The 14,388-nt window shown below is 64.5% G+C and carries 10 protein-coding genes; 6 read left to right on the top strand and 4 right to left on the bottom strand.

Going from position 1 to position 14,388, the window contains the following annotated elements; genetic code table 11:
- The first annotated feature begins 197 nt into the window (after positions 1-197).
- From CA606_RS04150 to CA606_RS04165, 4 genes are all read left to right on the top strand, one after another.
- Positions 198-809, top strand: coding sequence for a hypothetical protein (locus tag CA606_RS04150; protein WP_181242780.1), 612 nt, complete (start codon positions 198-200; stop codon positions 807-809).
- A complete protein-coding gene (locus CA606_RS04155; protein WP_096052258.1) occupies positions 806-5,326 on the top strand; it encodes an ATP-binding protein in 4,521 nt (1,506 codons plus the stop codon). Before CA606_RS04150 ends, CA606_RS04155 begins: the two co-directional genes overlap by 4 nt.
- Positions 5,327-5,472: 146 nt before the next feature.
- Positions 5,473-6,027 (top strand): hypothetical protein, encoded by a 555-nt coding sequence (locus CA606_RS04160; protein ID WP_181242781.1) that lies wholly within the window; start codon positions 5,473-5,475, stop codon positions 6,025-6,027.
- A 581-nt stretch (positions 6,028-6,608) separates the two neighbouring features.
- Positions 6,609-6,791: a DUF5808 domain-containing protein gene (locus CA606_RS04165; RefSeq protein ID WP_096052256.1), complete on the top strand. Its 183-nt coding sequence runs from the start codon at positions 6,609-6,611 to the stop codon at positions 6,789-6,791.
- Between the two features lie 99 nt (positions 6,792-6,890).
- Here the strand turns inward: CA606_RS04165 and CA606_RS04170 are convergent, their stop codons facing one another.
- Together CA606_RS04170 and prfA are read right to left on the bottom strand one after the other, a co-directional pair.
- Positions 6,891-7,658, bottom strand: a complete 768-nt coding sequence (locus CA606_RS04170; RefSeq protein ID WP_096052255.1) for a pseudouridine synthase — start codon at positions 7,656-7,658, stop codon at positions 6,891-6,893.
- Positions 7,658-8,728, bottom strand: a complete 1,071-nt coding sequence (gene prfA, locus CA606_RS04175) for a peptide chain release factor 1 (RefSeq protein ID WP_096052254.1) — start codon at positions 8,726-8,728, stop codon at positions 7,658-7,660. Before prfA ends, CA606_RS04170 begins: the two co-directional genes overlap by 1 nt.
- A gap of 197 nt (positions 8,729-8,925) precedes the next feature.
- Here prfA and CA606_RS04180 point away from each other — a divergent pair, with 197 nt between their 5' ends.
- Entirely contained in the window at positions 8,926-11,133 is a 2,208-nt protein-coding gene (locus CA606_RS04180) for a putative bifunctional diguanylate cyclase/phosphodiesterase (protein WP_096053880.1), read from the top strand.
- Positions 11,134-11,244: 111 nt separating this feature from the next.
- Here CA606_RS04180 and CA606_RS04185 read toward each other — a convergent pair whose 3' ends face one another.
- The gene (locus CA606_RS04185; protein ID WP_096052253.1) at positions 11,245-12,093 is read right to left on the bottom strand and encodes an alpha/beta hydrolase family protein; all 849 of its coding nucleotides are present in this window, start codon (positions 12,091-12,093) and stop codon (positions 11,245-11,247) included.
- 61 nt (positions 12,094-12,154) lie between these two features.
- Positions 12,155-12,805, bottom strand: coding sequence for a LysE family translocator (locus CA606_RS04190; protein WP_096052252.1), 651 nt, complete (start codon positions 12,803-12,805; stop codon positions 12,155-12,157).
- A 106-nt stretch (positions 12,806-12,911) separates the two neighbouring features.
- Between CA606_RS04190 and CA606_RS04195 the strand changes: the two genes are divergently transcribed.
- Entirely contained in the window at positions 12,912-14,294 is a 1,383-nt protein-coding gene (locus tag CA606_RS04195; RefSeq protein WP_096052251.1) for a PLP-dependent aminotransferase family protein, read from the top strand.
- Positions 14,295-14,388: the final 94 nt, after the last annotated feature.

The raw sequence follows: 14,388 nt of genomic DNA on the forward strand, positions 1-14,388 counted from the left end.
ACGAGTAAGCCAAAGGGCTGAAGCCCGCAGAAATGCTGGGCAACAGGGGCAAAGGCCCCGCACCGGAGCAAAGGCTCCACTGCAAGGAGGTTAGGCGAATCGCGCCCCACGACGGCGCGTGCTCACTGGTGCCCGCGATCGCAACCTCTCGATTCCATGCTGTATTTCTAACTTCCAGCTACGCTACAATCTGGACCATGCGGAGCAGGCCAGCACCATTCCAGATAGATATCGCGGCGTTACTAGGACGCGCGAAGAGAAGCTTCACCGACCGGATCGGAGAGGTCACGCTCAACTTCCCCTTCATCAGCGTTGCAGTCAGCCCAAAAGACACCGAGCAAAAGGTCGCTCGCGAATTGGTAATCCGCCTGAAAGATCGGCGGGTTCTCAGCGCCTATGAGTGTTGCGACGGCTGTATCGACGAGGCTCTAAAATCGTTGCAGGAGATCCGGGGCCTTCTCGTCGATAAACAGGTTGAGCTTTTAGCCCTGCAGGACGGCCCGCTGTATCTGGTCGTGGACATGATGCGCGAGGGCATTCGCCAGTTCCTGACGTTTGAGCAATCTCTCAAGCACGGCGACATCACGCGTGTTGGCGAGTTCCGCAGACCGGAGGATGTGCGCCAAGCCTATTTCGATGGGCTTGAGTTGCTCCGTGGCCATCTCGCTCACTGTCTTACGCAGGTGGCGGCAATAGCTGGCATAGAGGCCCCGCGCGAAGGGGTAGTCGCGAACTATCACGGGGATTGGCCACTTGTCGCTTATGTCCGGCCACAGCTTCCTTCGGGACCGGGCGGGCAGAGCGAATGAGGGGTGGCGTCGCCGACAAGCTGGGGAATGACTACGAGGCCCATTGGACGCTCGTTGAAGCTCTGCGGGTCTTAAGGGGAGAAGCCGCAGAGATACGCCTTGAGCCGTTCAACGAAGATGCCAAGGGGTTTGAGTTCAGGCTGACGTCGGCGAGCGGTGACGCTTGGCACCAATGCAAACGGAAGCTGGTGAGCGGAAACTGGACAATCGGCGCCCTCAATCAGGAAGGCATCCTCTCGAACTTTGCCCGCAAGTTTGCAGAGCCAAGCACCACCTGTGTGTTCGTCTCCGCAGATCCTGCACCTGGCCTCAGGTCATTAGTCGATAAGGCAGGCACGGTTCAGTCGCCAGCAGACTTCGAAGATGCTTTGAGCGAGGGCGACCGGACAACGATTAAGGCGCTACGCGAAGTCTGGAATGTCACCCCTGACATGGAGCTCGATTGGCTTAAGCGGCTCCGCCTAGAAACCGTCTCGGTGCTCTCCCTACGTCGCGAACTCGATGCTGTTTGCGGCTTGCTGTTCAGCGCGTCCACTGATGATGCGATTTTAGCGCTTCTGGACTTTCTCGAAGGAGCCATCACTAAGACGGTGACGACATCGGCGTTTCGCGCAGCGATTGACGGCCTTGGAATTGGCTGGAAGGCCGGATTTGACGAAACGATCGAAGGCAAAGTCAACGATGCAACACGACGCTATCTAGCGTCGTTGCCCGCGAAAATCGGTGGCCGGGACATCGAGACGCCAGAGAGCATGGAGGCTGTCAGCGCCGTCCTCGATGGTGGCAAGAAGTTCGTCGTATTGGCGGGAACCGCCGGCGGCGGCAAAAGCGCGACGATTACTCGGATCATCGATGCCGCTGAGGCGAAGGGCTGGCCAGTCCTTGCGTTCCGCCTAGATCGCTTTCTCAACATCCAGTCGATGAGGGATTTGGGAAGCGCAGTGCTGGAGCGTGACGAAAGTCCCGTGGGCGCTTTTGGTAATCGATTCCATCAGCGCGACGCGTTGATAGTGATCGATCAGGTTGACGCGATCAGTGATGCGTCTGGTCGATCGGGACTGATCCGAGACATACTCTTTCAGCTCATCGCGCAGAGCGATTTGTTTCCGAAGGTGCGCGTCGTCCTTGCCTGTCGCTCGTTCGATTTGGAGAACGACAGCCGTCTAAAGTCGATTGCGAGTTCAGTTCGTACAACATCAGTCACGCTTAAGCCGTTCGATTGGGACCGTGATGTGTTGCCGGTGTTGGAGAGCGCAGGCGCTGCGCGACCTAGTTTCACCGAAGGAGAGAAGCGCAACCTCTCGATACCGATCAATTTACAGCTCTTCATGGCAATTGCGGCGTCTGGAGTTCCTTACTCTGGTGAGGTGACTGGCGCGAAGCTGTTTGATCAGCTCCTTGAGATCCGAGCGAAGGAGTTTAGGGCGACTGGGATCTCATGGACGCCTGCTATGGGTATGGGTTTGATCGCTCAATCCATGAGCGCCAATCAGGAATTGACCGCCCCGGAAAGTGTCTTGTCCCAACTGCCCGGCGCGGTCGCCGCGCTTAGTTCGGCTGGACTGATTTCAGCGGTGGGCGGGAAGGTTCAGTTCGCGCACGAGTCGTTCTTCGACCACAGCTTTTCACACCATTTCCTCGCATCGGGCCAAACCGTTCTCTCGCTTTTGAACAGCGACGAGCAACGGCTCTTTCGGCGGACCCAAGTGCGCCAGATATTCGCTCGCTTGCGCGATCAGGGGGCCAATCGCCTCTACCAGCGCAATCTTGCCGAGGTGATGAACTCGGACTCGGTTCGATATCTAGTCAAAGACGCGATCGGCATATGGCTGGCGACGGTTGATGAGCCAACCGACCAAGAGCGCTCGCTAGTCCTCAATTGGTTTCCGACGGAACACGCACTGTCGAAGATCAGCAGAACTGTCTTCAACGGTCAGCGCTGGCTCCCTTCGCTGCTACGCGGCGGCCTCATTGCAAAGTGGTTGGAGGCGAGTGACGAAGATAAGGCGCTCGGCCTTTGGCTTCTGAAAAAGAGCGCCGTATCGCACTCGTCGCTTGTCAGTCAATTTCTGCGTAGCTGGTGGGGAGGCGACGTTGAGCGAACGCCCGAACTTTTGGATTGGTTTGCCACCCTCTATCCAGACGACGATATCGGCGAGCTGGAGGCGCTGTATGGGGATGTGATCGCTGTAGCGCCGCCTGACCGTCTGAACGATGAGAATTGGACGGAGAGCGTCGACATCGGGACATGGGTTAACAAGAAGGCAGGGCTCGGCGCGCGCGTGCTCGGCATGTGGCTTCGTCGATGGATGGCGGCATTCCCCGATCGGCAGCCCTTTGGTCGGCATATCGGAGGCAACGACAATTATTGGCTTCAGGAGCTGAGCGAGAAGGCGCCACGCGCCTTGGTGGAGCAGATTTTTCCGGTCTTCGCTGAGGCCCTTTGTAGGGATTTGGCGGCGTTCGCTGACGGCGCGCCCATACAGCTTCATCTCCTCTTTCGCGGACAAGATGACGGCTACCTTTCGCTCCTGACAAAGGCTCTGGAGCAGGTCGCTCGCGAAGACGCCGTGTATGTTGAGACGCTGCTCGAAACATTGCCCGTCAACAGCCAAGTCGCACTTTATTTGAAGCTCAAGGCAATAACTGCTGGAGGGCAGGCGCTCGCTCACCTGTTACCGACCCTATTTGATCGCGAAGACCTTATGTCGCTGGGTGAGAGCGGCGGCGATTGGATGCCGTTTGCGGAAGCCGCGCGCGTGGCAATGCCATTCCTCTTGGATGAGGATAGGTCGCGGCTCGAAGAACTCGTTCTTTCGCACCGGCCCGAAATTGATTGGGGCTTGGAGTACATGCGCCGCCGCGAAGAGTTTGCGGCGTCCGGGTGGGGACGCGATTGGAAGCCTCATGTGATCTATCAACTCTCGATCAGTGGGACGAAAGAGCGCGCGATCTTACGAACGATCGGTCCGGAGTACCTCAGTCAACGTGGTCAATCTCGGCTGGCTGAACTCGATCGGAAATTTCCCAACGCGCCTTTGCCAGAAGCGCACGGCATCCGAGGCGGTTGGGTGCAATCACCGATCTCCCCCGAAGTCGCGGAGAAGATGTCAGACGCACAGTGGCTAAAGGCCATGAAGCGCTACGCGACCAACGAGGGACATGTCTATCGGGCCGACAGTGTCATAGGGGGCGCGCGGCAGTTGGCGAGCGTCCTTCGAGGACGAGCAAAGATTGAACCTGAGCGGTTCGTGAATTTGCTCGAAACGATGCCTTCTGACCTCAACGATACGTATGCTGAAGCAATTGTCAGCGGGCTGCGAGATGCGGAAACGACACCGGAGTTAGCTGCCCGCGCTATTCGGCTCGTGTTGACCAAAGACGGTGATGAGTTTCACCGCACGATCTGCTGGCTAGTGCAGAGGTACTCTGAGGTGGCTGCTGACCAGGCTATCCTCTCATTTGTGATTGATGTTGCGCAGCATGGGTCGGCTTCCGATGACATCGTGAGGTCAAGTCGATCAGAGCGTGAGCCTAGAACCGACATGCGCGCGCTGCTTCACCTAGAAAACGACTGGGAAAGCAGTGGAATCAACGGAGATCGAGGTTCGGCTTATGAAGCGCTCGCAAAAATTCTCTGGAATCTGCCGGATACCCTCGACATCATTGGCAGCTTTGTTGAGCAGCAGTCAGAAGTCGAGAGGCTGAACTCTGTGCGAGTCTGTATGCTGCATGTCGTAAACTCGATAGGGAAGTACGACGGGCCGAGAGCGGTCACACTGATGAAGAAGTTCATTGAGATCGAGCCGCTGCTAATTCTTGGGGGAAATGGGCAGCACTTTATGAACTGGGCGCTCTACGCCTACCCTGATCAATTCATCGATCTAATCGCCAGTATATCAGCTATGGATGCTGTTCCGCTAAGAGCCATTGGCCGCGTCCTTGAGTCTGGGCTGGCGATAAGTGACGAGGGGCGGGAAGCGGCTTTCTTGGCGAAGTTTTCCGATGATGATCTTGCGCGTCAGGCTGGAGCGTTTCGCGCTTCGGGCAATTTGACCAACGGAAGTGTGGGCGATCGCGCCGTCCGTTGGATTGAGCCGCTGTTCGACGATGTATCAAAGGCTGTGCGCGACGAGGCTTCCCATGTGAATTGGGAGCGCCTGCTCTCCAAGTCCGCAGATCGGGCGGCATTGCTCCGCTCGTATGTAAATTCCCGTGCGTTCGAGGATCATCCTGACAGGGCGATGCGCGCGCTTTCCGATCAGCTCGATGAGTATCCGGAACTGGCACTGGAGGCCGTGAGGCGCGTCTTGAACCTGTTGGGTGAGGGAGAGGTCGATAGGCGGCGGAGACTATATATGGCGACGTACGGAGTCGGACGGACGCTGGTCAGGTTATATCGCGCCTTCGAAAGCGACCCTGAACGCGAGGCCGAAATGCTCGATCTCTTCGACCTCTACCTCGCGCGAGACGTTCACGACATGCGCAAAGAGATTGAAGCTTATGAGCGCTTCTAGGTCTTCCTTATCTACCGGCGTGCGCCAAAGTCTCCGACCGAACCGGCAAAGCCGTAAGGCCATGTGATTGCTACGACCTCCGCCTCGGCTCATGGAAACGCTTCATGAACTTATCTGACGACCAGAGGCGTGAAAGAGCGTCGCAGATGAGCAAGCTTGGCGGCATCCAGCCGATGTACGAGGTCTTCTATATCGAAGCGCTGACCTACTCGGCAGGACGCGCGGCAAACGCCTTCGAACGGTTCGACCAAGCTGTGGAAGAAGGGCGGGACCCAGCGACGATCGTTGCAACGGCGCACGAGGCACTGACCCATGTCGCCGGCCTGTCCCGCTTTTTTTGGCCTGGAAGAGACAAGCCGCTTCATAAAGCCCGTGCCGAAACGCTCCGTAAGGCCTTCGGGTTGGACGACGCCTCTCCGCTCGCTGATCGCAGCCTCCGGAATGTCCTAGAACATTTCGACGAACGCCTCGACGAGTTCCTTCTCCAGGACATGGCGGGCTTCTTCTTCCCAGGCCCGGTGGTGGATGAAGCGAGTCTGAACGACGATGCCCTGGGCTTCATCTTCCGCTTAGTCGACCCTCGGGACGAGGTCTTCGTGTTGCTAGGTGAAAAGCATCCGTTTGGCCCTCTGCGGACAGTGGTTGACGACGTGCTGGAGAGAGCCAAGCGGATGGATGAGCAAGGCGGACGATTGGGGTAGCGAGGGGCCGGACGGATCGAGCGCCGCCTAACCATCCTTGCCGACAATATCAGGGTCCGTGTCTCAGGGCGTGAATCGGGAACCTTAAACCGACACGCAGAGTGTTTGTCGGTTTAGGAAAGTGTCCGACCCCTCACCCGACCGCCTTCGGCGGCCACCCTCTCCCGCAAGGGGAGAGGGAAACACGTCAGCCCAGGGTTGGGAGCAGCCTCCAACGCTCCTCCAGAAACCCGACCTTCCCGGCGAACGCCGGGATCCAGATCGAACCCACGGGCGCTCTTCGTTTGGTGCGAAGCGCTATCGCATCAACCCCAACCGCTCTGGATGAATCTGGGCCCCGGCGTTCGCCGGGGAGGTCGGTCGATTTGAGGCATCCCAGCAGAGGTGAGTTTGCAGCCGCCATGCGTCCTTCGAGGCTCGCTTTCGGCTCGCACCTCAGGATGAGGTAGTCTGTTGCTGAACACCTCATCCTGAGGTGCGCGCTCCTGAGCGCGCCTCGAAGGACGCAGGGAGCCAAGGTCACCTCAAGGTTGAAATTCGACGTTTGTTCTGGCAGAGTTTCGCCATTGGGAGAGGTCGAGATGGACGGTTGGTACGACGGCTTCGGGCTCTACCACGGCCCCAACGACTCCCGGTTTATCGTGCCGAAGCGCATCCCGATGATGGGGTGGACGATCAATGTCTCGCATCCCTTCGCGCCCGTGTTCTTGGTCGCGTTAGGCGTCCTGCTCGGCGTGGCGATAGTGGCGCAGGCGCTCGCTTAGGTCCGCCCAGGGCTGCTTCCCCCCGTTAGTTTCAGGGCGTGAAACGGACGTTCGGGTTTGCGGCCGCCAAGTGCGGCCTGCGGGATTCAAACGTCACCCCTAACCCGCCACCAGCGCCGCGCGCTCGGCCGCCGTCAGTAAGCGCCAGTGGCCTTCGGGCATGTCGCCCAGGTCCAGCGGGCCGACGCGGACGCGGAACAGGTCGACGACCTTGAGGTCCACCAGCTCGCACATCCGGCGGATCTGGCGGTTGCGGCCTTCGCGCAGGACGAAGCTCAGGCGCTGGTCGGAGATGACCTCGACCTCGGCGGGGCGCAGTTCGCGGCCGTCCAGCTCCAGGCCAAAGCGCAGGAGCTCGAGTTTTTCCTCGGTGAGGTCGCCCATCACCGCGACGCGGTATTCCTTTTCCAGCTCCGACTGCGGGCCGATCACGGCCTTGGCCACCACGCCGTCCTGCGACAGCAGCAGAAGCCCGCGCGAGTCCTTGTCCAGGCGCCCGATCGGCGGGATCAGGTCGCCCGACTGCGGGATCGCCACGCCCTGGGCCGGACCCCAGAGGTTGGCCCGCGTCAGCAGGCGCGCGGCGGGCACCTGGCCCGGATCCGGTTGCGAGGAGACCACGCCGCGCGGCTTGTGAACCAGATAGGTCGGGACGGCGTCCAGCTTGGCGGTGGCGCGATCGGCCAGGGTCAGGGTCTGGCCGGGCAGGATCTTGCGGCCGACGTCTTCCACGACCTCGCCGTCGATCGAGACGAGGCCGTCGCTGATCAGCTGCTCGGCCTCGCGGCGCGAGCACACGCCGCTCTGGGCCAGCCACTTGTTGACCCGCTGAGGCTCGGCCTCGTCATAGGGGCGGGTCCAAGCCATCAGCTAAAGCTCTCTTCGAGGCTGGCCAGACGCTCGGCCTGGTCCTCGGCGATCAGCGGGTTGATCACGTCGTCCAGGGCGTCGCCCTCCATGATCCGCGACAGATTGTAGAGCGTCAGGTTGATGCGGTGGTCGGTCACCCGGCCCTGCGGGAAGTTGTAGGTGCGGATGCGCTCGGAACGATCGCCGCTGCCGACCTGGCTCTTGCGGGCCTCGGAGCGGGCGCTGTCGAGCGCCTCGCGCTGCATGTCGTAGAGGCGGGCCTTAAGGTTCTTCATGGCCCGGGCGCGGTTCTGGTGCTGGCTCTTTTCCGAGCTGGTCACCACCACGCCGGTGGGCAAGTGGGTGATGCGCACGGCCGAGTCGGTCTTGTTGACGTGCTGACCGCCCGCGCCCGACGAGCGATAGGTGTCGATCCGCAGGTCGCTTTCCTTGATCTCGATCTCGACGTCCTCGGCCTCGGGCAGCACCGCGACGGTGGCGGCCGAGGTGTGGATGCGGCCTTGGGCTTCGGTGGCCGGCACGCGCTGCACCCGGTGCACGCCGCTTTCGAACTTCAGCCGGCCGAACACGCCGTCGCCGGTGATCGAGGCGACGATTTCCTTGAAGCCGCCCATTTCGCCTTCCGAGATGCTGTCGACCTCGACGCGCCAGCCCTGGGTCTGGGCGTAGCGCTGGTACATGCGGAAGAGGTCGCCGGCGAACAGGGCCGCCTCGTCGCCGCCGGTGCCGGCCCGCACTTCCAGGATGGCCGAGGCGTTCTCGTCCTTGTCCTTGGGCGCCAGCATCAGGGCCAGCTCCCGCTCCAGCACGGGCAGCTTTTCGTCCAGCGCCTGAATCTCGTCGCGGACCATCTCGGCCATCTCGGGATCGGACGCCATGACGTCCAGCTCGGCGCGCTCGGCGCTCAGCTTGGCCAGCCGCTCGACGGCCTCGGCCACGGGGCGCAGCTCGGCGTGCTCCTTGGAGAGCTTGACGATCTCGGCGCCGTCGGTGGCCGCGCCCATGCGCGCCTCCACTTCACGGAAACGGTCGAGAACCTGGTCGAGGCGGGCCTGGGGCAGTCGCAAGGTCGTGTCACAAGTCTGGAGAGAACGGTCGGTCTCTCTAGAGCCTTTCCCCGCCGAAGGGAATGTTCCCCCGCGATCGGCGCGCCGATCACGCCGCGTGCGTGCGACACGTTGTCTCACGAGGCGTTAGGTCAAGCTTAGTGATGCCCTGCAAGAACAGGGTCTGTCTTTTCCTGCGGCATTGGACGTTCGTGACGATGAAGGGTGTCGAGGCCCGACTTTCCGCGCCGCTGGCGGCCATGGCGCTGCTGACGGTTGGCGTGCTGGTGGCCGTGCTGTTCATGATCGCCGAGCGCGTCGATCGTGACGCGCTTCGCCACGAACAACAGCTGGTCCAGCGCGGCGTCGACGCCAAGGTCGCCGATCTGCAGCGGATCGTCGCGCCGCAGGTTTTCTGGGATGAAGCGGTCAAGAACCTCGACAACCGGTTCGATCCGGCCTGGGCGGCCGACAATATCAGCGCCTATCTGATCGGGCAGGGCGGCTTCGACATGATCTTCGTGGTCAATCACGAGGATCGTCCGGTGTTCAACGCCCGCGTCGGCAAGTCGGCCACGGCGGCCGACTACGAGCGCCACGTCACCAACTTCAAGCCGCTGATCGCCAAGGTGCGCGCCGGCGAGGCGCGACGTCCGCGCGTCACCGGGCCGCGCGCCGATGGCGGCATGGTCTCCTCGCCGCTGCAGGCCAGCGCCATCGAGGCCATCGACGGCGAGGTCTATGTCGTCACGGCCAGCCTGGTGCAGCCCGACTTCGGAACCGCGGTCATTCGCCAGGCGCGCGCGCCGGTGGTCGTCACCGCCCTCAAGCTGGACGCAGTGTTCCTGGAGGTCTTCGCCAGCCGGTTCCTGCTGGCCGGCATCCATCTGCACAGGGGCGACATGCGGCCTGACGCCGATGACGCCCACGTGCCGTTGCGCGACCACGCCGGCAAGGTCGTCGCGACCCTGGACTGGACCCCGCCGCATCCGGGTCAGCGCCTCCTGCGCAAGGCCGTGGTTCCGATCCTGCTGGCGGTGGGCGGTCTGGCCGCGGTGGCCTTGATCTTCGCCCGTCGCAGCCGGCGGATCGCCGAGGGGCTGGTCGCCAGCGAGGCGCGCGCCAAGCACATGGCCATGCACGACGCCCTGACCGGCCTGCCCAATCGCGTGCTGTTCGAGGAGCGGCTGCGGCAAGGCGTCGATGGCCTGTCGCGTCGACGCGGGGCGCTGGCGGTGCTGGCCATCGATCTGGATCGCTTCAAGGCGGTCAACGACACCCACGGCCATGCCGCCGGGGACGAGCTGATCCAGGTGATCGGCGCGCGTCTGGCGGGCCTGTGCCGCGCCAGCGAGACCCTGGCGCGACTGGGCGGTGACGAGTTTGGCGTCGTCGCGGTCGATATCGATCCCAATGGCGCGGCCGCCCTGGCCGAGCGGCTGGTCGCGGCGATGGGCGCTCCGGTCGACCTGTCGTGCGGCACGGTGTTTGTCGGCGGTTCGGTCGGCGTGGCCATCATCACGCCGGACGAGGCCTATGTCGGCGCGGTCGAGGCTGCGCGGCGGGCCGACGTGGCCATGTACCGCGCCAAGGACGAGGGCCGCGGACGCTATTGCTTCTTCGAGGCCGAGATGGACGCGGCGCTGAAGGCCCGGCGCGGGCTGGAAGCCGACCTGCGCAAGGCGATGAAGGACGGCGGCGTCTGGGTCGCCTACCAGCCGCAGGTCGACGCGGCGGGCAAGGTGCTGGGCGTCGAGGCCCTGGCCCGCTGGACTCACCCCGAAAAGGGCGCGATCTCGCCGGCGGCCTTCGTGCCGTTGGCCGAGGATTGCGGGCTGATCGACGACCTGGGCCGGCTGATCATGCGCCGCGCCTTCACCGACAGCCTGCGCTGGAAGCACCTGAAGGTGGCGGTGAACGTCTCGGCTCTGCAGATGCGCCAGGTCGGGTTCCCCGATCTCGTCGGCGAGATCCTGGCCGAGACCGGCGCCCGCGCCGACAAGATCGAGCTGGAGATCACCGAAGGCGCGCTGCTGGGCGACGACGAGGTGACGCACCAGGCCATCGGCCGCCTGCGGGCCATGGGCTTCTCGCTGGCGTTGGACGACTTTGGCACCGGCTACAGCTCGCTCAGCTATCTGCGGCGCTATCCGATCGACAAGATCAAGATCGACCGCAGCTTCATCACCCCGCTGGGCGGCGACAAGGAGGCCGGCGCCGTGGTCGCGGCGATCGTCCGCCTGGCCAAGGCCCTGCACCTGTCGGTCATCGCCGAGGGCGTCGAGACCAACCAGCAGCGCGAGCAGCTGCAGGAGATCGGCTGTGTCCAGGCCCAGGGCTTCCTGTTCAGCGCCCCGGTGACCGCCGACGCGATCGACGCCATCGTCGACGAGGGCGGCCGCATGCACCTGGCGGCGGTGGCCTAAGGGACGCCCCCTCCGTCTCGTCGCTTCGCGCCGATCCACCTCCCCCGTTTCACGGGTGAGGAGAACGCAACCACCCTCCTGCCCCGCTTGCGGGGAAGGGGGCGCTTCGCGCTAGCGCCGCCAGAAGGACGCCGTGTCCGTCGAGGTCTTGGCCTCCAGCGCGGCCTTGGCCTTGGCGTCGCCCAGCAGATGGGCCTTCAGGAACGTGACGCTGAGGGCCGAGGCCTCGGCGAAGGCGGGGTGCTGGGGATTGTGCGCCAGCCCGTGATCGACGCTCTTGCCGATCCAGGCGTACTTGCCGCCGGCGGGGCTTTCCTCGACCGCCCGCAGATGGTCGCGCCAGTTTGGGGCCAGGCCCGGCAGCACGTCCTGCTCGCCCGTCAGCATCAGGGTGGGGGTGTTCAGAGTCTGGAAGGCGGTCGGCCCCATCAGGCCCTGGATGGTTCCGGGGCTGGAGAAGCACAGCGCGGCCTTGGCCTTGGGATCGCGGGCCGGGATCATCGCTTCCAGGGCGCCGCCGCGCATCTGCGAGGTCAGCGCGCCGTACGAGTGCCCCGCATAGGCCAGCGGCAGGTCGGGCGCCACGCTCCCCGCCCAGCCGCCCGCCGCGCCGACATCGGCGATGCGCAGCGGGAAGGCCGAGCGCAGATTGTACTGGGCCTTGCGGGGATGCTTCTGGGAGTCGACGTGCAGCGGCGCGACGACCAGGAACCCCGCTTGGCTCCAGGTCTCCAGCAAGGTGGCGTAGGCCTCCGGCGAGCCGCCCGCGCCGTGCGAGAACACGATCACGCCCTTGGGCTTTGCCGGACGGAACACGCTGAGCGCCAGCTCGCGATCGCCGACGGTGATCGTGGTGGTGGTCGCCGCCGCGCGCGCCAGGGTCGGGGTCAGGGCGGGCGCCAGCGCTAGGCCCAGGGCGCCGGTCAAGAGGGCGCGGCGGTGAAGAAGGCGTTCGGTCACGGGGCTGCCTCGACTAGGGTCAGCCCAAGGTTGAACGCTTTCGCCACGCTGTCCAGTCGCCTCAGCCCTTGCGGTCGACGGCCGCCACATCGTGCTGCGAACGCGGGGCGGGGTGGTCGCCGCGGGTCACCATCGGATACAGCGACGCCACCAGCAGCAGGGCCATGGTCACGTTGAAGGTCCGCAGCACCGCGGGGCGATCCAGGAACGGCCGCAGGCCCTGGCCAAAGCCGGCCCAGGCGGCGCTGCACGGCGCGCCCACCAGCATGAAGGTTCCCGCCAGCAGCGGCACGATCGTCCAGCCGGCGTTCTCGGGCGCATAGGTCGTGACCGCGCCCAGCGCCATGGCCCAGGCCTTGGGATTGACCCATTGGAAGGCCGCCGCCTGCAGGAAGGTCATCGGCTTGCCCAGGTCCCTGTCGCTGACCGCGCTGGACATGGCGATCTTCCAGGCCAGCCACAGCATGTAGGCCGCGCCGACCCATTTGAGGATCTCGTGCAGCACCGGATAGGCTCGGAACACCCCGCCCAGGCCCAGCCCCATGGCCAGCACCATGAAGCCCAGGCCGCTGCTGATCCCCAGGATGTGCAGCACCGTGCGGCGGAAGCCGAAGTTCGCGCCCGAGGCCAGCAGCATCATGTTGTTGGGGCCGGGCGTGCCCGCCGTGGCGAAGCAGAACACGACATAGGCCAGCATCAGTTCCGGAGTCATTCGGGCCTCCTGGTCTCGGAGAATGGGCTTGAATGTCACCGTGATGATTTTGATTGTATCGAGAGTCAAAGCTCATATTGTTATGATGACAATATAGGACTCTTGCGTGCTCCCGACCTGGACACCCGTCATCCCCGCCGGCGTCGCGCCACTCTATGAGCGGCTGGTGGCGGCCCTGCGCGCCGACATCGCCTCGGGCGCCCTGGCGGCCGGCGTGCGCCTGCCGCCACAGCGGGACCTGGCCTATCGCCTGGGCGTGGGCCTGGGCACCGTCACCCGCGCCTATGTCGAGGCCGAGAAGGCGGGCCTGGTCAGCGCCCATGTCGGGCGGGGCAGCTTCGTCAATGCGCCGGCCGAGCATCGCCCCTATGAGCGCGAAGGGCCGATCAACCTGGCCCAGAACATCGCGCCGGCCGCCGCCGCCGCGTCCCGCATCGCCGAGGCCCTGGCCCGCCTGCGCCGCCGGGCCGATCTCTCCGAACACCTGGCCTACGCCCCGCCGGCGGGGCACGAGTCGCAGCGGCGGGCCGGGGCGGCCTGGCTGTCGCGCACCAGCGCTTATGAGGGCGTCGACTGGCGGCGGCTGATCTGCTGCGCCGGCGCCCAGCAGGGGCTGTCGGTGGCGCTGAACAGCGTGCTGCGGCCCGGCGACGTGCTGCTGACCGAGGCCCTGGCCTATCATGGCCTGAAAGCCCTGACCCGCTACGGCGGCTGGCGCACGCGCGGCCTGCCGATGGACGCCGAGGGCCTGCGCCCCGACGCCCTGGAGGCGGCGATCCGCGCCACCGGCGCGCGGGTTCTGGCCGTGCTGCCCACCTTGCAGAATCCCACCGGCCGGATCATGAGCCGCGCCCGCCGTGACGCGATCGTCGAGATCGCCCGCCGCCATGACCTGACGATCATCGAGGACGATATCTACGGCGCCTATGCGCTGGACGCGCCGCCGCCGTTCGCGGTGCTGGCGCCCGAGCGGACCTTCCATGTGTCGGGCGTCTCCAAGACCCTGGCGCCGGGCCTGCGGGCCGGTTTCCTGGTGGCCCCGGCCGCCGAGACCTTCGAGCGTGCGGTCGAGGCGCTGCGCGTCGTCGCCTATGCCCCGCCGGCCTTCGGCGGGCTGATCGCCACCCAGTGGATCGAGGACGGCTCGGCCGACGCCATCCTGGACGAGACGCGCGACGAGGGCAGGGCGCGCCTGGCCCTGGCCCGCCAGATCCTGGGCGCGGCCGTCGAGACCCCGCAATCGCCGATGGCCCCGCACATCTGGCTGCCGATGAGTGAGCTCGACGCCGAACGCCTGGCCGGCCGCGCGCTGCGCGGCGGCGCCGAAGTCACCGCCCCCGACGCCCCGGTCGTCGAACCCGGCCACGAAAGCGGCGTCCGCATCTGCCTGGGCGCGGTGGGTGATCGCGAGACGCTGCGCCGAGGCCTGGAGATCGTCGCCGGCGCGCTGTCCAGCGAGGTGGGCGAGCGGTCGCGGGCGGTGATCTAGGCGAAAGCCATGGCGCGTCGCCGGAAGTCGTAAAACCGCAATCATCGGGCGCTAATCTGGTCTAGACCAGATGGGGCGCAAAGTGCGTTTGAGG

This window comes from Caulobacter vibrioides (assembly GCF_002310375.3).
Classification (GTDB): Bacteria; Pseudomonadota; Alphaproteobacteria; order Caulobacterales; family Caulobacteraceae; genus Caulobacter; species Caulobacter vibrioides_D.